Source organism: Ralstonia psammae, assembly GCF_958405935.1.
Classification (GTDB): domain Bacteria; phylum Pseudomonadota; class Gammaproteobacteria; order Burkholderiales; family Burkholderiaceae; genus Ralstonia; species Ralstonia psammae.
Genome location: NZ_CATZBU010000002.1, coordinates 288,072 through 304,331, shown reverse-complemented (window position 1 = coordinate 304,331; position 16,260 = coordinate 288,072). Strand labels below are relative to the sequence as shown.

Here is a 16,260-nt window from a genome sequence, read left to right as displayed (position 1 = left end):
TGATGGGCTTATGCCGTCACTTGCTCGACCGCCAGTGCGCCGTGTTGCAGTTTGAGGAAGCTGCCGCGCGGCTGCGCGTGATCGAAATCCCAGTCGGAAAGAACCCAGCGCTCACCGCTCGGCTCCTGATGCCGCTGCGGGCGGTGCGTGTGCCCGTGGATCAGCGTGGATGTGCCTGATGCCTTGAGCAGCGCATCCACCGCTTCGGGGGCGACGTCACCCATCATCGCGGCGGCGCGCGGTTCGCCCGCGACGTTGGCGGACATGGCGCGGCCGGCTTCGCTCTCTGCGCGCATCTTCTGCGCGATCTTCAGCCGCCAGCGCAGCGGCATTGCCAGGAATATCCGCTGCACCCAGCGCTTGCGCGTCCAGTGGCGAAAGCGCATGTAGGCCGTGTCGCGCGTGCAGAGGGCGTCGCCGTGGGCAAGCACGATGCGCTGGCCATCATCCGCCTGCAGCACGGTGGGATCGGGCAGCAGCGTGGCGTGCGCGGCCGCCAGGAAACGCCCGCCGAGAAGGAAGTCACGATTGCCGTGCATGAACAGCACCCGTGTGCCGGCCGCGGCAAGTTCAGCGAGCAGGTTGGCGATGTACTGGTGGAACGGATCCGCCAGTTCCTCGTCGCCGACCCAGTATTCAAAGAAGTCACCCAGGATGACGAGCGTGCGTGCCTCGCGAGCGCGCGTGCGCAGGAAGCGCTCGAACGCAGCGGCGGTGGCCGGCATGCTGGCCGTCAGGTGCAGATCCGAAATAAAAAACACCGGCCCGGAAACCCGGACCGGTGTCTTCAGCGCGGATGCCTGTGAGGCGTGCGCTGCGTCGATCATTCGATCACTTCAGCGCTTTCGATGACCACGTCTTCCATCGGCACGTCCTGGTGGAAGCCGCGGTTGCCCGTGCGCACAGAGCGGATCTTGTCGACCACATCCATGCCTTCGGTCACTTTGCCGAACACGGCGTAGCCCCAGCCTTGCGGCGTCGGCGAGGTGTGGTTCAGGAAGTCGTTGTCGACCGTGTTGATGAAGAACTGGGCCGTGGCCGAGTGCGGGTCGTTGGTGCGTGCCATGGCAATGGCGCCGCGTTCGTTCTTCAGGCCGTTGTTGGCTTCGTTGTCGATCGGCGCCTTGGTGGGCTTCTGGTTCATCTTCTCGCCCGGCTCGAAGCCGCCGCCCTGGATCATGAAGCCCTTGATGACGCGGTGGAACACCGTGCCGTTGTAGTGGCCATCCTTCACATAGGCGACGAAGTTGGCAACCGATTTGGGTGCCTTCTCAGCGTCCAGGGCCAGGGTGATGTCGCCGTGGTTGGTGTGCAGCTTGACTTGGGTCATGGTGAATTCCTTGGGTGGGGCAAAAAGCGTTACTTGGAGACGACGGTGGCCGATTCAATCACGATCGGCTTCACGGGCACGTTCTGGTGCGGGAACTTGGTGGTGGTTTCCACCGCCTTGATCTTGTCGATGGTGTCGGTGCCATCGACCACCTTGCCGAAGACGGTATAGCCGTAGCCGTCCTGACCAGGGTAGTTCAGCATGTTGTTGTCGACCACGTTCACATAGAACTGCGCCGTGGCGGAGTTCGGGTCCATGGTGCGGGCCATGGCGATCGTGTACTTGTCGTTCTTCAGGCCGTTCTTCGATTCGATCTCGACCGGCGGGCGCGTGTCCTTCTGCTTCATGTCGGTCGTGAAGCCGCCGCCCTGGATCATGAAGCCATCCATCACGCGGTGGAAGATCGTGCCCTTGTAGAAGCCGTCCTTCACATACTGCAGGAAGTTGGCGACCGTCTTGGGTGCCTTGTCCGGATAGACCTCAACGGTGAAATTACCCATCGACGTCTTGAACTGGACGCGCGGCGCGGCCGCGGTGGCTGCCGTGGCGGCGGTGGCAGTCACGGCCAGTGCACACACGAGCCCGGCAAAGAGGGAGCGAATACGGAGCATGGTCAGGAAGAGAGAGCTTGGGGTGGGAAAGACAGGATCGGGTCGCGTCTTCTTATTGACGCTTCGTCGGCTTGGCACTCACGCCGCTGGCTGCAGGCAGCGTGGTCGTGGCGGGTTTGGAGGCAGGGTGCACGCCCGGCAGATCGGGCAGGGCATCCAGACGCGCACGCGCGGTGGCGTTCTTCGGGTTCAGCTTGATCGCGCTCTGATATGACTGCGCGGCCAGGCGGACGTAGACGTCGCCCAGGTTGGATTGCGCCAGCGCATTCTCCGGCGCCACGCGGTTCGCCATGATCAGGCTGTCGCGGGCACGGAGCAGTTCACCCCGTTCGGCATACAGCGCAGCCAAGTTGATGTACGGCTCGGGCAGTTCCGGGAAATCCTGTGTCATCTGGCTGAAGGTGACGATTGCATCGTCGGCGCGGCCCAGGCCGGCAAGTGCCACGCCGCGCTGGAAGCGTGCCTGAGCGTTGCGCGGCTGGGAGGCGACATCCTTGTCCAGCTCGGCCAGTGCCTCGGTGTATTGCTTCTTGGCCAACGCGTCGTCGATGCGCTTCTGGCGCGCCACCTGCGGCGCCTGCTGTGTGCTGGGCGTCAAATCGGCCGGCAAGGCAAAGCCGGCGGTCTGGGCGAAGGCCGGTGCTGCCGACATGGCAAGCAGGCAAGCCAGGGTTGCAGCGGTCTGACGCAGCGGTCTGTTCATGAGAATCGGTTCCGTTATACTCCGCCGCATTCTAACAAACCGTCTTTGTGCGCAGCAGCGGCCGTGCGCGCCGGGAAAGGTTCTTGACGGGGAGCATGCCAGACGCACGGGCAGGCCGCCCCGTCAGCGCAGTTCCGGTAAGATATGCCGCTAGTTTTGCAGGCGCCGCGCCGGCGCCGATTGCCTCCAATTTAGTCCGCCCGCAACGTTGTACCTCCCGTGCGCGGCGCGCTGAGTCTCCCGACACCGCTTCATGGAATCACTCAAGATCTACAACACGCTCGCGCGTGAGAAACAGACGTTCGTCCCCATCGAGCCCGGCCGCGTGCGCATGTACGTGTGCGGGATGACGGTGTACGACTACTGTCACGTAGGGCATGCGCGGGTCATGGTGGTGTTCGACATGGTGCAGCGTTGGCTGCGCGCGGCAGGTTACGACGTGACCTACGTGCGCAACATCACCGACATCGACGACAAGATCATCAAGCGTGCGGTCGAGAACGGCGAGACGATGAGTGCGCTCACCGGCCGCTTCATCGCAGCCATGCACGAAGACGCCGATGCGCTTGGCGTGCAGCGCCCCGACCATGAGCCCCGCGCTACCGAGTACGTGCCGCAGATGCTGAACATGATCGGCAAGCTGCAGACGAACGGCCTCGCCTATCAGGCTGCCGATGGCGACGTGAACTACGCCGTGCGCAAGTTTCCAGGCTACGGCAAGCTCTCGGGCAAGTCGCTCGAAGACCTGCGCGCCGGGGAGCGCGTGGCGGCCAACGATGCCAAGCAGGATCCGCTCGACTTCGTGCTGTGGAAGTCCGCCAAGGCTGACGAACCGGCTGAGTCGCGCTGGGCGTCGCAGTGGGGCGAGGGCCGCCCGGGCTGGCATATCGAATGCTCGGCGATGAGCTGCGAGCTGCTGGGCGAGCATTTCGACCTGCATGGTGGCGGCGCTGATTTGCAGTTCCCGCACCACGAAAACGAGATCGCCCAGTCTGAAGGCGCGACCGGCAAGACGTTCGTCAACATGTGGATGCACAACGGCTTCGTGCGTGTGAATGACGAAAAGATGTCGAAATCGCTCGGCAACTTCTTCACCATCCGTGACGTGCTGAAGGTGTACGACGCTGAGGTCGTGCGTTTCTTCATCCTGCGCTCGCACTATCGCAGCGACCTGAACTACAGCGACGCCCACCTCGACGACGCCCGCCATGCGCTCACGCGTCTGTACACCGCGATCAAGGACGTGCCCGCCGCGGCCGGCGCCCAGCCCGACTGGAGCGAGTCGCACGGCAAGCGCTTCCTAGAAGCGATGAACGATGACTTCAACACGCCCGTCGCCGTGTCGGTGCTATTTGAGCTGGCGAGCGAAGTGAACAAGACGCGCTCGCCCGAACTGGCCAACCAGTTGGCTGCGCTGGCCGGCGTGATGGGCCTGTTGGGCCGCGATCCGCACGCGTTCCTGCAGGGCGGCGTGTCGGCCGATGGTCTGGACGCCGCAGAAGTGGAAGCACGTATCGAAGAGCGCCGCTCGGCCAAGGCCGCCCGCGATTTCGCCCGCGCTGATGCCATCCGTGCCGATCTGCTTGCCGCAGGCATCGTCCTGGAAGACAAGCCGGGTGGTGTGACCGAATGGAGACGCGCATGAACGCGGTGGCCAAGAAAGCCAACGTAGCGCGCAGCACCGCTGCCAAGAAAGCACCCGCGGTGAAGGTGCCGGCTGCCAAGAAAGCGGCCGCCAAGAAAGTCGACGGTGTGGCAAGCAAGGCGGTCATCGCCAGGAACGCGACGATCCAGGCGGCCAAGGCTCCGGCCAAACGGGCGCCTGCGAGCAAGGTGCCGCTGCCCGAAACGCTCGCGACGAACGAGACGCTGCCTGTGCCGACGGAAGTGGTGCTTTCGGGCCCACCCGAGTACTGGCAGGAAGCTTGTGCAGACCTCATGAAGCGCGACCGTATCCTGCGCAAGATTATCCCGGCGTACGGCCCGGCGCACTTGGCTTCGCGCGGCGACCCGTTCGTCACGCTGGCGCGGTCGGTTGTTGGTCAGCAGATTTCAGTCAAGGCCGCACAGTCGGTGTGGGAACGTGTCGTGGCGGTGTGCCCCAAGCTCGTGCCCGCCCAGTTTTTGCGCGCCGGCCAGGAGAAGCTGGCGGGTTGCGGCTTGTCCAAGCGCAAGGCCGAGTACATCCTTGATCTAGCTGATCACTTTCGCAACGGCACCGTGCACGTCGCCAAGTGGGCCGAGATGGAAGACGAGGACGTGATCGCCGAACTCACGCAGATCCGCGGCATCGGCAGATGGACCGCAGAGATGTTCCTGATGTTTAACCTGATGCGCCCGAACGTGCTGCCGCTGGACGATATCGGGCTCATCAACGCGATTTCGCAAAATTATTTCAGTGGCGAACCCGTCACTCGAAGTGAGGCGCGCGAGGTCGCTGCCAACTGGGAACCTTGGCGCACCGTGGCGACTTGGTATATGTGGCGCAGCCTCGATACGGCGACCACCTATTGATCTGTTCATTTCGATGAAACGGAGCGCGTCGCCGGGCGGTCAAAATCCGGTAGAATGCGCGCCTTCAAGAGCCTTTCAGAAGATCCATGAAAACAACCTTCCTGGAGTTCGAGCAGCCGATCGCAGAACTTGAGGCGAAGATCGAAGAACTTCGCTTCGTACAAGACGATTCCGCTGTCGACATTTCTGAAGAAATCTCCCGCCTGGCTTCCAAGAGCCAGCAGCTCACCAAAGATCTGTACGCCAACCTGACGCCATGGCAGGTCGCGCAGATCGCGCGGCACCCGCAGCGTCCATACACGCTCGATTACGTCCGCGAGATCTTCACCGACTTCCATGAACTGCACGGCGACCGCACCTTCGCCGACGACTTGTCGATCGTGGGCGGTCTGGCACGCTTCAACGGTCAACCTTGCATGGTGATCGGTCACCAGAAGGGGCGTGACACGAAGGAGCGCGCGCTGCGCAACTTCGGCATGTCCAAGCCCGAGGGCTACCGCAAGGCCAAGCGCCTGATGGAGCTGGCGGACAAGTTCGGCCTGCCGATCTTCACGTTTGTCGATACGCCGGGTGCATTCCCGGGAATTGATGCGGAAGAGCGCGGTCAATCCGAGGCCATCGGTCACAACTTGTTTGTGATGGCAGGCCTGAAGGTGCCCTTGATCGCCACCATCATCGGCGAAGGCGGTTCGGGCGGCGCACTGGCCATCGCCATGGGTGATTCTGTGATCATGCTGCAGTTCGCCACGTATGCCGTGATCTCGCCGGAAGGCTGCGCGTCGATCCTGTGGAAGACCGCGGAGAAGGCACCGGAAGCTGCTGAGGCACTCGGCCTGACTGCGCATCGCCTGAAGGCGCTCGGCCTGATCGACAAGATCGTCAACGAGCCGCTGGGCGGCGCACACCGCGATCCGAAGGGTATGGCGACGATGCTCAAGCGCGCGCTCGCTGAATCGCTGCGCCAGTTCCAGGGCATGAAGACGTCGGAACTCCAGGCGCGCCGTCACGAACGCCTGATGGCTTATGGCAAGTTCAAGGAAACCGAAGTTCGCTGATTCGTCGGCGGATCTGGTCAACAAGGTCGCACAACGCGTTGCCGCGTGTGCGGCCTTTGTTGTTTCTGGCGAGGCCGAGCCCCCGATCGTGGCGATCGCCCTGTCGGGCGGGCGGGATTCCGCCGCGCTGCTGCGCGCGTGTGCCGCGTGGCGTGATGCGGGCGCCCGCGTGCGGCTCGTTGCCCTGCATATTCACCACGGCTTGCAGGCCGATGCCGATGCGTGGGAATGCGCGTGCGAACGCATGGCAGAGGCCGCCGGCGTTGCGTTTCATGCGCGTCGCGTCCATGTAGCGGTCGATGCCGGCCAGGGCATTGAGGAAGCGGCGCGCGAAGCCCGGTACGCCGCACTTGAAGCGCTTTGCGGGCAGACGGGCGCCTCCATTCTGCTGACGGCGCATCATCAAGATGACCAAGCTGAAACGGTGCTGCTGCAATTGATGCGCGGCGCGGGCCTCGATGGCCTCGCCGCCATGCCGATGGCTCGGGCGGGCGCTGTCACGTTGCTGCGTCCATGGGTCGATGCACCGCGTAGCGAGATCGAGTTGTACGCACATGCTCACGCGCTGAGTTGGGTTGAAGATCCATCCAACAGCGATGCACGCTACGCACGAAATGCATTGCGGCCGCTGCTCGTGGGCATGGCGGATCATTTCCCGGCGTATCGCGAAGCGCTGTCTCGCAGCGCGGCGCATCTGGCGGATGCGGTCGCATTGATCAACGAGGTCGCTCAGGAGGATTTGACGCGCATCGCCTCGGCGGATGGGCTGGATGTGCTGGCGCTGAGTGCGCTGTCCGTGCCGCGTCAGCGCGCGGTGCTGCGCGCGTGGTTGGCCGAAGCGGGCATGCGCGCGCTGCCGAGCCGCCGTCTCGATGATCTGCGTACGCAACTGATTGACGCGCGAGATGATGGTGCGCTGCGCATTGAATTGCCGACAGGGCAGATCAGGCGCTACCGCGGCGTTGCACGGATCGACGCGGGTGCCAGCGATGCCCCCCAGCAGGTCGCTGTGACCATCGGGGCGATGCAGTTCGAGCCGACGCATCCGGCCGAGCAGCATGTGGCTGTGGACGCTTGGGGCGGGACGCTCTTGTTTGTGCCCGTGACGAGTGATGGTGTTGCAGCGCAGACCTTGCGAGCGCCGCTGGTACTGGCGCCCCGTCGGGGCGGCGAGCGCATCGTGCTGCGCCGGGGTGGGCCGTCGCGGGCGCTCAAGCAGGCGTACCAGGAAGCCGGCATCCCGGCCTGGGAACGCCAGGGTCTGCCACTGCTCTATGCGGGCGAAATGCTGGTGTTTGCCGCAGGGTTGGGGATGAACCACGCGGCCACGCAGAGCGGTGCCGGCTGGCAGATCACGTGGTCTCCGGCTGTTGAAGGTGCGCCCTGATACACATTGTCACGGGCGAATTGCTTGCCGATCGATGCAAATTGCTGTATTTTCAAAAGCTTTTGCACCGCTTCGCCTCCTCCTGATCTTTCCAAGATGGCTCTCATCGTTCACAAATACGGCGGCACCTCGATGGGTTCGGTTGAACGCATCAAGAATGTCGCCAAGCGCGTTGCCAAGTGGCACCGTGCAGGTCACCAGATCGTGGTCGTTCCGTCGGCCATGTCTGGCGAAACCAACCGCCTGCTGGGTATGGCCAAAGAGATTTCGGCCCAACCCGACCCGCGTGAACTCGACATGATTGCCTCGACCGGCGAGCAGGTGAGTGTGGGGCTGCTGGCCATTGCGCTGCATGCCGAAGGCATCGATGCCCGCAGCTACACCGGCTGGCAAGTGCCGGTGAAGACCGATTCGGCCTACACCAAGGCGCGCATCCAGTCGATCGACGACGAACGCGTGCGCGCTGATCTGGACGCCGGTCGCGTGGTCGTCATCACGGGCTTCCAGGGTATCGATGGCGAAGGCCATATCACCACGCTGGGCCGTGGTGGTTCCGATACCTCGGCCGTGGCGGTTGCCGCCGCGCTCGAAGCCGAAGAGTGCCTGATCTACACCGACGTGGACGGCGTCTACACAACCGATCCGCGCGTGGTGGACGACGCCCGTCGCCTGGACAAGATCACCTTCGAAGAGATGCTGGAAATGGCCAGCCTTGGCTCGAAGGTGCTGCAGATTCGCTCGGTGGAGTTTGCCGGCAAGTATCGCGTGAAGACCCGCGTGCTGTCGTCGCTGACCGACCCGCTGATGCCGCTCGACGTTGAGATGAACTCGGGCACGCTGATTACTTTTGAGGAAGATTCGAACATGGAAGCCGCCGCCATTTCCGGCATCGCCTTTGCCCGCGACGAAGCCAAGATCACCGTGATCGGTGTGCCGGACAAGCCCGGCATCGCGTATCAGATCCTGGGTCCGGTCGCCGACGCCAATATCGACGTCGACATGATCATCCAGAACCAGTCGGTGGAAGGTAAGACGGACTTCACCTTCACCGTGCCGCGTGGCGAATACCAGCGCGCCCTGGCGATCCTGAACGACAGCGTGAAGGCGCATATCGGCGCAGCCAGCGTGTCGGGCGACCCGAAGGTGTCGAAGGTGTCGGTGGTGGGTGTGGGCATGCGCTCGCACGTGGGCATTGCCAGCAAGATGTTCCGCACGCTGTCGGAAGAGGGCATCAACATCCAGATGATCTCCACCTCTGAGATCAAGATCTCGGTGCTGATCGATGAGAAGTACATGGAGCTGGCCGTGCGCGCGCTCCACAAGGCGTTCGAGCTGGATCAGGCGTAATCGGCTGAACTGGCGCCGGATGGCCGGGTGGCGACCCCCGGGGGCGACAGATTCTCACCGCGTGTCATGCAGTTGTCGTTGACCGGGTGGGGTGAAGTGGCTAGAATACGCGCTTCGTTGCACGGGCTCCTTCGTGCGACGCAAGTTTGGGAGACGTGGCCGAGAGGTCGAAGGCACTCCCCTGCTAAGGGAGCATCCGGGCCAAAACCTGGATCGAGGGTTCGAATCCCTCCGTCTCCGCCAGTTTGGCGCTTCTCGCGGGAAGCGCACACAACAGGCGGATGCGAGTCGAGCTGACGTGACGGCTCGCATTGCAATGCACGTCAAAAAGCCCGCATGGTTTGCGCCATGCGGGCTTTTTCTTTGTCTGCTGCCTTGCCTTGTGGGCCTAGCCAAGGGCGCACCATCCGAAGGTGGCGCGCCCCCATCAATGCATCAGCCTTGGCCGACGCTCTCCGGCACGCCTGCGGTCACGTTGAAGCCGCAATCGACGTAGGTGATCTCGCCGGTCACGCCGCTGGCCAGGTCCGACAGCAGGAACGCAGCCACGTTGCCGACTTCCTCGATCGTGACGTTGCGACGCAGCGGGGCAACGTCTTCCATGTACTTCAGCAGCTTGCCGAAATCCTTGATGCCCGAGGCAGCCAGCGTCTTGATCGGACCGGCCGAGATACCGTTGGCACGAATGCCTTTGGGCCCCAGTGCGCCGGCCAGATAGCGCACGCCGGCTTCCAGCGAAGCCTTGGCCAGGCCCATCGTGTTGTAGTTCGGGACGATGCGCTCAGCACCCAGGTAGGTCAGGGCGAGCAGCGATGCATTGGGCGAGAGCATCGGCAGCGCAGCCTTGGCCAGCGCCGGGAAGCTATACGCCGAGATGTCGTGCGCGATGCGGAACGACTCGCGCGACAGGCCCTCGATGAAGTTGCCGGCAATCGCTTCGCGCGGCGCAAAGCCGATCGAATGCACGAGGCCGTCGAAGTGGCCCCAGTGTTGGCCGAGGTCTTCGAACACCTTGGCGATCTGTTCATCGCTGCCGACGTCGCAGTCGAACACCAGCTTGCTGTCGAACTCGTTGGCGAATTCAGTAATGCGGTCCTTAAAGCGTTCGCCGACGTAGGTGAAGGCCAGTTCCGCGCCTTCGCGCTTGCAGGCGTTGGCGATGCCGTAAGCGATCGAGCGGTTGGACAGAAGGCCGGTAATCAGAATGCGCTTGCCAGCGAGGAATCCCATGGTTTCTCCGTACAAATGTGGGGCAACGTCGCGCCCGTATGTTGCTGTGGTCACTCGTCACTGCAGTTACGCGGCGGCGGTATCCGGGGCACGAGGCAATTAGGTGGGCGCGATCATACCGGAAAGCGCGGGGCGGCTCCGCATTTGCGCAGTGCCGCACAACCCCTGCCAGCCTTGTCAATGCGGGACGATCCCCGGGCCGGAATTAGCGGGATTGCCGTGTGAGGGCGTTAGAATCGTCCGAAACAGGTTTTCAGACAGCGATCAATCGGATCAACGCATGCAAGGACAATGGGGGCAAGGGGCGCAATGAGCGTGCGCGTTGCGACACACAAGCGATTCATGGCGCTGGTCTGCCTGTTGGCGGCGATCTGCGCGACACCCGCCCGGGCGGCCCACGGCTACGCCGAATATGGCGACCTCAAATATCCGGCCGGCTTCTCCAACTTCGGCTATCTGAACCCGAAGGCGCCCATCGGCGGCATGCTGCTGCTCGGCAATCCTGACCGCCGCACGAGCTTCGACAAGTTCAATCCGTTCACGATCAAAGGGACGTCGGCGCCGGGGCTGAATCAGCTTGTCTTCGAGAGCCTGCTCATTACGAGCTGGGACGAAACCGCCAGCGGCTATGGCTTGCTTGCGGACGATGTGGCTGTTGCCTCCGACGAACTTTCGGTCACGTTCCACATCAACCCGCGCGCGCGATTCTCCAATGGGGATCGCGTGCGCGCGTCGGATGTCAAATACTCCTACGACATGCTGATGGGCAAGGGCGCGAGCCCCGCCTACCGCAGCATGACCGCGGATGTGGCCAAGGTGACGGTGGTGGACGCGAGCACCATCCGCTACGACTTCAAGCGCAAGAACAAGGAGCTGCCGCTCATTGTCGGTGGGCTGCCGGTGTTCTCGCCAAAGTGGGGCAAGGGCAGCGGCAAGCCCGATGACCAAGACGGCGGCAAGGATGTCGCGTTCGACAAGCTGACCTTCCAGGGCCCGATTGCCAGCGGTCCCTATGTGATCGAGCGCTTTGATCCTTCGCGCGGCATTACTTTTCGGCGCAATCCTGACTATTGGGGGCGTGATCTGAACGTGCGCCGTGGCTCGTTCAACTTCGAGCGCATCCAGTACAAGCTCTACAAGGACGAAACCGCCCGCCTGGAAGCCTTCAAGGCCGGCGAATACGACGCCATGGTCGAATACCGTGCCAAGAACTGGGCCAAGAGCTACGTCGGCGTGAAGTTCCGCAACGGCGAGCTGATCAAGAGTGAATTCCCGCATCGCAACGGCGCGGGCATGCAGGGTTTTGTGATGAACCTGCGGCGACCGCTGTTCCAGGATCTTCGGGTGCGCAAGGCGCTGGCGCTGGCGCTCGATTTCGAATGGCTCAATCGCCAGCTTTTCTATGGTGCGTATCGACGGCTCGACAGCTATTTCGCCAATAGCGAGCTGGCCGCGTCGGATTCGCTCACGGGCATGCCCAGCAAAGGCGAGCTGGCGTTGCTGGAGCCGCTGCGCAGCAAGCTCGCCCCGGAAGTGTTTGACGTGCTGCCCGCACCGCCTTCGACTGACGCACCCAACTCACTGCGGGACAACCTTCGGCAGGCGCGTCGCCTGCTGGCCCAGGCCGGTTGGACGTACGCAGACGGCGCGTTGCGCAACAGCAAGGGCGAGCCGTTTGTCTTCGAGATGCTCGACGACGGCGGCGCCATGAGCCGCGTCATGGCGGCGTATGCGCGCAACCTTGAGAAGCTCGGCATCCAGGTCAACCAGCGCATGACCGATTTCGCGCTCTACCAGAAACGGTTGGAAGAGTTTGATTTCGACATGATCTCGCTGCGCTTTCCCGATTCGCAAAGCCCCGGCAACGAGCTGAAGGACCGCTTCGGCTCCGCTGCGGCTGATGAGGCCGGTTCGGACAATGTGATCGGCCTGAAATCGTCGGCCGTGGACGCGCTGATCGACGATGTGCTGCGCGCCGATAATCGCGACGAGCTGGTCACCGCTTCGCGCGCGCTCGACCGCGTGCTGATGCAAGGCTGCTATGTGATTCCGCACTGGTATTCGGCATCGCACCGCGTGGCTTACAACAAGAACCTGATGTATCCGGACCGGTTGCCGTATTACTACTCGGCCGAGGCCTGGGTCCTGACGGCCTGGTGGCGGATGCCGGAATCCGCCCAATCAGCTGCCAAATGAATGCATCGGTGACACCATGTTCGCGTATCTGATCAAACGGTTGCTGCTTCTGATCCCGACGCTGATCGGCGTGATCACGCTGACGTTTCTCGTGATCCAGTTCGTGCCTGGTGGCCCGGTCGAGCAGATGATGATGGAGATGAAAGGGCGCGGCGCCGGCGGCGAGGCCAGCGGTGGCGGCGCCTTTGACTATCGCGGCCGTCGCGGCGTCGACGCCGAGAAAATCAAGGAAATCCGCGCGCTGTACGGCTTCGACAAGAGCCCCGTCGAGCGCTACTTCCTGATGCTCGGCCGCTTTGCGCGCTTCGACCTGGGCGAGAGCTATTTCCAGCACCGCAGCGTGTGGGACCTGATCAAGTCGAAACTGCCGGTATCGATCTCCATCGGGCTATGGACGTTCTTTCTCACGTACCTGATAGCGGTGCCGCTCGGCATTGCGAAGGCGGTACGGGCGGGCAGCCGGTTTGATCTGGTGACCAGCATCATCGTGCTGGTCGGTTATGCCATCCCGGGCTTCGTGCTGGGGGTCCTGCTGCTGGTGCTCTTTGGCGGCGGCACGTTCTTCCAGTGGTTTCCGATCCGGGGCATCACGTCCGACAACTGGGATCAACTCAGCCTGCTTGGCAAAATCACGGATTACCTTTGGCACATCACGCTGCCCGTCATGGCGTCGGTGGTGGGCAGCTTTGCCGTCATCACCATGCTGACGAAGAACGCCTTCCTGGAGGAAATCCGCAAGCAGTACGTGCTGACGGCGCGTAGCAAGGGCCTGTCGGAGCGGCGCGTACTGTGGAAGCACATCTTCCGCAATGCGCTGCTGCCGCTGGTGACGGGCTTCCCGTCGGCCTTCATTGGTGCATTCTTCACGGGCTCGCTGCTGATCGAGCAACTGTTCTCGCTCGATGGCATGGGCCTGCTGTCGTATGAGGCGGTGATGCGGCGCGATTATCCCGTCGTGCTCGGCACGCTGTACCTGTTCACGCTGATTGGCCTGGCTGCGCGGTTGATTTCCGACGTGTGCTACGTGCTGGTCGATCCGCGCATCCATTTCGGCTCGGTCGGGCGATAGGCGGGCCGGCAACCATGACCCAGTATTCGCGCACTTCCACGCATTCATCCAACACGGCAGCGCCAGTTCCGGTGCGCCACTCGCCGTCGCCGCTCAAGCGTGCGTGGCGCCGCTTCAAGCAGCATCGGCTGGGCTATTGGAGCCTGCTCCTCTTCGTCGTGCTATTCGTTCTCAGTCTGGGCGCCGAGTGCATCTCCAATGACCGGCCGCTGGTGGTCAGGTACCACGGCAACTGGTATTTCCCGATCGTGAAGGCGTACCCCGAGACGACCTTTGGCGGGGATTTCCCGACACCGACGGACTACCTCGATCCGTTCATCCGCGACAAATTCAAGGAGCCGGGGAGCTTTGCGATTTACCCACCCAATACGTATTCGTACGAGACGCTGAACTACTTTTCGAAGGAGCCCAATCCGGCGCCGCCCTCCGCTGAGAACTGGCTCGGCACCGATGATCGTGGCCGCGATGTGTTTGCGCGGCTGCTGTATGGCTTCCGTGTATCGGTGCTGTTCGGGTTGGCGCTCACGGTGCTCGGCGTGCTGGTCGGCACGCTGACCGGCGCTCTGATGGGCTTTTTCGGCGGGCGCTTCGACATGGTGTCGCAGCGGCTGATTGAAATCTGGAGTTCGATGCCGGAGCTGTACCTGTTGATCATCTTCGCGTCGATCTTCACGCCCAGCCTCGGGTTGCTGATCATCCTGCTGTCGCTGTTCGGCTGGATGAGCCTGTCGGATTACGTGCGCGCCGAGTTCTATCGCAACCGCTCGCTCGACTATGTGAAGGCTGCGCGGGCGATGGGTTTGTCCAGTTGGCAGATCATGTGGCGCCATATCCTGCCCAATAGCCTGACGCCTGTGATTACCTTCCTACCGTTCCGTATGAGCGCGGCCATTCTTGCGCTCACGAGCCTGGATTTCCTTGGGCTCGGCGTACCGCCATCCACGCCGAGCCTCGGTGAACTGCTTGCCCAGGGCAAGGCCAACCTGGATGCGTGGTGGATCTCGTTGTCGACTTTCGTGGTGCTCGTGCTGACCCTCGTGCTGCTGACCTTTATGGGCGACGCGCTGCGCGATGCCTTCGATACGCGCTTGTCGTTTGCCCAGCTGCGCACGCGCCAAAAACCGGCGGGGGTGAAGTGACCCGCGTTGATTTGCGTTCCTCCGCACCCAAGTTCGACGGCCCGCTGCTGCGGTTGGATGACCTGTGCGTGCATTTCGAATCCGAGCACGGCGAGGTGACCGAGGCCGTCAAGCATGTCTCGTTCGATTTGCGCGCCGGCGAGCGCTTCGCATTGGTAGGCGAATCCGGCTCGGGCAAGTCCGTGACAGCGCTATCGATCATGCGGTTGCTGGCCGACGCGCAATACAGCGGCCGCATCCTGCTCGAGGGTCGCGACCTGCTGGCCGCCAGCGAGCGCGAGATGCGCGGCTTGCGTGGCGCCGATGTCGCCATGGTGTTCCAGGAGCCGATGACGGCGCTCAACCCGCTGTACACGATCGGCAACCAGATCGTCGAAACGCTGGAGCTGCACGAGGGCCTCGACAAGCGCGCCGCCAAGGCACGTGCGATTGCGCTGCTGGAACGCACCGGCATTGCGGAGGCGCCGCGCCGGTTTGACGCCTTCCCGCACCAACTGTCGGGCGGTCAGCGCCAGCGCGCGATGATTGCCATGGCGCTGGCGTGCTCGCCGAAGTTGTTGCTGGCCGACGAGCCGACCACCGCGCTCGACGTGACAGTGCGCATGCAGATCCTGCAATTGTTGCGCGAGCTGCAGGCCGAGTTCGGCATGGCCATCATGCTGATCACGCACGACCTGAATATGGTGCGCGCCTTTGCCGAGCGCGTTGGTGTGATGGAGCGGGGCGTCCTGGTCGAAACTGGCAACACGGCCGACGTGTTTGCCGCGCCTCAGCATCCGTACACCGTGCGCTTGCTGGAGAGCCGCCCGCAGCGCGACGTGCTGCCGCTGGTGCCGCTTGCGCCCGTGCTGCTTGAAGCCGATAAGCTGACGGTCACCTACGAGCGCCATCGTCCCGGGTTTGCGGGCTGGTTCCGAAGCGATCCGTTCACCGCGGTCGATGCCGTGTCGCTGCAACTGCGCGAAGGCGAGACGCTGGGCATCGTGGGCGAATCCGGCTCTGGCAAGACCACGCTCGCGCAGACGCTGCTTGGTCTGCAGGCCGCAAAGAGCGGCGACTTGCGTTTCCTTGGCAACTCGCTGCTGCGTATTTCGCGCGACGAGCGCCGCGCCGTGCGCGCGCGCATGCAGGTGGTGTTTCAAGACCCGTACGGCTCGCTTTCGCCGCGCATGACGATCGAAGAGATCGTCGGTGAAGGGCTGGCGCTGCACCAACCCCACGTCAATGCCGCCGAGCGCCGTCACCGCGTGATCGAAGCCCTGCGCGAAGTCGGCCTTGACCGCACGGCCCTGGGCCGCTATCCGCATGAATTCTCGGGCGGACAGCGCCAGCGCGTCGCCATTGCCCGTGTGCTGATCCTCAAGCCGCAGTTGCTGGTGCTTGATGAGCCGACTTCGGCACTTGATGTGTCGATCCAGCAGCAGGTGCTGTCGCTGCTGTCTGCCCTTCAGAAAAAGTACAACCTGTCGTATCTATTCATCAGCCACGACCTTGCTGTCATCCGCGCGATGTCACATCGCGTGGTGGTGATGAAGGATGGAAAAGTGGTGGAAGAGGGCGACACTGAAGCGGTGTTGGCGTCCCCCTCGCACCCCTACACGTGCAAGCTGATGGCGGCTGCCTCACTCATCCCTGCGCGGGATAACCCGTAAAATCCACTGCCTTTGCCCCGAAACAGT

At 63.0% G+C, this 16,260-nt stretch carries 14 protein-coding genes and 1 tRNA gene; 10 read left to right on the top strand and 5 right to left on the bottom strand.

The features are described 5' to 3' along the window. Positions 1-8 precede the first annotated feature (8 nt). From R2N16_RS05045 to R2N16_RS05030, 4 genes are read right to left on the bottom strand one after another with little or no spacing between them, the layout of a single operon-like run. Complete coding sequence (locus R2N16_RS05045; protein WP_316664448.1) at positions 9-827, bottom strand: UDP-2,3-diacylglucosamine diphosphatase; 819 nt, start codon at positions 825-827, stop codon at positions 9-11. Continuing rightward, positions 824-1,330, bottom strand: a complete 507-nt coding sequence (locus tag R2N16_RS05040; protein WP_316664446.1) for a peptidylprolyl isomerase — start codon at positions 1,328-1,330, stop codon at positions 824-826. The genes R2N16_RS05045 and R2N16_RS05040 overlap by 4 nt, the downstream gene beginning before the upstream one ends. Positions 1,331-1,359: 29 nt before the next feature. Further along, positions 1,360-1,941 carry a peptidylprolyl isomerase gene (locus tag R2N16_RS05035; protein ID WP_316664445.1) on the bottom strand — a complete coding sequence of 194 codons (582 nt, stop codon included), beginning with the start codon at positions 1,939-1,941 and terminating at the stop codon, positions 1,360-1,362. 52 nt (positions 1,942-1,993) lie between these two features. After that, positions 1,994-2,644: a tetratricopeptide repeat protein gene (locus R2N16_RS05030; protein WP_316664443.1), complete on the bottom strand. Its 651-nt coding sequence runs from the start codon at positions 2,642-2,644 to the stop codon at positions 1,994-1,996. A 253-nt stretch (positions 2,645-2,897) separates the two neighbouring features. On the opposite strand from R2N16_RS05030, the gene cysS reads away from it, so the two are divergent. From cysS to R2N16_RS05000, 6 genes are all read left to right on the top strand, one after another. Continuing rightward, entirely contained in the window at positions 2,898-4,289 is a 1,392-nt protein-coding gene (gene cysS / locus R2N16_RS05025) for a cysteine--tRNA ligase (RefSeq protein WP_316664442.1), read from the top strand. Continuing rightward, positions 4,274-5,158 carry a DNA-3-methyladenine glycosylase family protein gene (locus R2N16_RS05020; RefSeq protein ID WP_316664441.1) on the top strand — a complete coding sequence of 295 codons (885 nt, stop codon included), beginning with the start codon at positions 4,274-4,276 and terminating at the stop codon, positions 5,156-5,158. The genes cysS and R2N16_RS05020 overlap by 16 nt, the downstream gene beginning before the upstream one ends. 86 nt (positions 5,159-5,244) lie before the next feature. After that, positions 5,245-6,213 (top strand): acetyl-CoA carboxylase carboxyltransferase subunit alpha, encoded by a 969-nt coding sequence (locus R2N16_RS05015; protein WP_316664439.1) that lies wholly within the window; start codon positions 5,245-5,247, stop codon positions 6,211-6,213. After that, a complete protein-coding gene (tilS, locus tag R2N16_RS05010; RefSeq protein WP_316664437.1) occupies positions 6,182-7,600 on the top strand; it encodes a tRNA lysidine(34) synthetase TilS in 1,419 nt (472 codons plus the stop codon). The genes R2N16_RS05015 and tilS overlap by 32 nt, the downstream gene beginning before the upstream one ends. A 96-nt stretch (positions 7,601-7,696) precedes the next feature. After that, positions 7,697-8,947: an aspartate kinase gene (locus R2N16_RS05005; RefSeq protein WP_316664436.1), complete on the top strand. Its 1,251-nt coding sequence runs from the start codon at positions 7,697-7,699 to the stop codon at positions 8,945-8,947. Between the two features lie 149 nt (positions 8,948-9,096). Further along, positions 9,097-9,190 (top strand) — tRNA-Ser (locus tag R2N16_RS05000). Positions 9,191-9,382: 192 nt separating this feature from the next. On the opposite strand, the gene fabI is transcribed toward R2N16_RS05000, so the two are convergent. Then, a complete protein-coding gene (fabI, locus tag R2N16_RS04995; protein WP_316664435.1) occupies positions 9,383-10,177 on the bottom strand; it encodes an enoyl-ACP reductase FabI in 795 nt (264 codons plus the stop codon). A 309-nt stretch (positions 10,178-10,486) separates the two neighbouring features. On the opposite strand from fabI, the gene R2N16_RS04990 reads away from it, so the two are divergent. Genes R2N16_RS04990 through R2N16_RS04975 form a run of 4 tightly spaced genes read left to right on the top strand, consistent with a single transcriptional unit; the run spans position 10,487 to position 16,233 of the window. Continuing rightward, complete coding sequence (locus R2N16_RS04990; RefSeq protein WP_316664434.1) at positions 10,487-12,373, top strand: extracellular solute-binding protein; 1,887 nt, start codon at positions 10,487-10,489, stop codon at positions 12,371-12,373. Between the two features lie 16 nt (positions 12,374-12,389). Further along, positions 12,390-13,442 carry a microcin C ABC transporter permease YejB gene (locus R2N16_RS04985; protein ID WP_316664433.1) on the top strand — a complete coding sequence of 351 codons (1,053 nt, stop codon included), beginning with the start codon at positions 12,390-12,392 and terminating at the stop codon, positions 13,440-13,442. Between the two features lie 14 nt (positions 13,443-13,456). After that, positions 13,457-14,581, top strand: a complete 1,125-nt coding sequence (locus tag R2N16_RS04980) for an ABC transporter permease (protein ID WP_316664432.1) — start codon at positions 13,457-13,459, stop codon at positions 14,579-14,581. Further along, positions 14,578-16,233: an ABC transporter ATP-binding protein gene (locus R2N16_RS04975; protein ID WP_316664431.1), complete on the top strand. Its 1,656-nt coding sequence runs from the start codon at positions 14,578-14,580 to the stop codon at positions 16,231-16,233. Before R2N16_RS04980 ends, R2N16_RS04975 begins: the two co-directional genes overlap by 4 nt. The last annotated feature ends 27 nt before the right edge of the window (positions 16,234-16,260 follow it).

Coding starts and splice junctions, on each gene's coding strand:
- R2N16_RS05045 (WP_316664448.1), bottom strand. CDS start 827: ATGATCGACGCAGCGCACGCCTCACAGGCATCCGCGCTGAAGACACCG.
- R2N16_RS05040 (WP_316664446.1), bottom strand. CDS start 1,330: ATGACCCAAGTCAAGCTGCACACCAACCACGGCGACATCACCCTGGCC.
- R2N16_RS05035 (WP_316664445.1), bottom strand. CDS start 1,941: ATGCTCCGTATTCGCTCCCTCTTTGCCGGGCTCGTGTGTGCACTGGCC.
- R2N16_RS05030 (WP_316664443.1), bottom strand. CDS start 2,644: ATGAACAGACCGCTGCGTCAGACCGCTGCAACCCTGGCTTGCCTGCTT.
- cysS (WP_316664442.1), top strand. CDS start 2,898: ATGGAATCACTCAAGATCTACAACACGCTCGCGCGTGAGAAACAGACG.
- R2N16_RS05020 (WP_316664441.1), top strand. CDS start 4,274: ATGGAGACGCGCATGAACGCGGTGGCCAAGAAAGCCAACGTAGCGCGC.
- R2N16_RS05015 (WP_316664439.1), top strand. CDS start 5,245: ATGAAAACAACCTTCCTGGAGTTCGAGCAGCCGATCGCAGAACTTGAG.
- tilS (WP_316664437.1), top strand. CDS start 6,182: ATGGCAAGTTCAAGGAAACCGAAGTTCGCTGATTCGTCGGCGGATCTG.
- R2N16_RS05005 (WP_316664436.1), top strand. CDS start 7,697: ATGGCTCTCATCGTTCACAAATACGGCGGCACCTCGATGGGTTCGGTT.
- fabI (WP_316664435.1), bottom strand. CDS start 10,177: ATGGGATTCCTCGCTGGCAAGCGCATTCTGATTACCGGCCTTCTGTCC.
- R2N16_RS04990 (WP_316664434.1), top strand. CDS start 10,487: ATGAGCGTGCGCGTTGCGACACACAAGCGATTCATGGCGCTGGTCTGC.
- R2N16_RS04985 (WP_316664433.1), top strand. CDS start 12,390: ATGTTCGCGTATCTGATCAAACGGTTGCTGCTTCTGATCCCGACGCTG.
- R2N16_RS04980 (WP_316664432.1), top strand. CDS start 13,457: ATGACCCAGTATTCGCGCACTTCCACGCATTCATCCAACACGGCAGCG.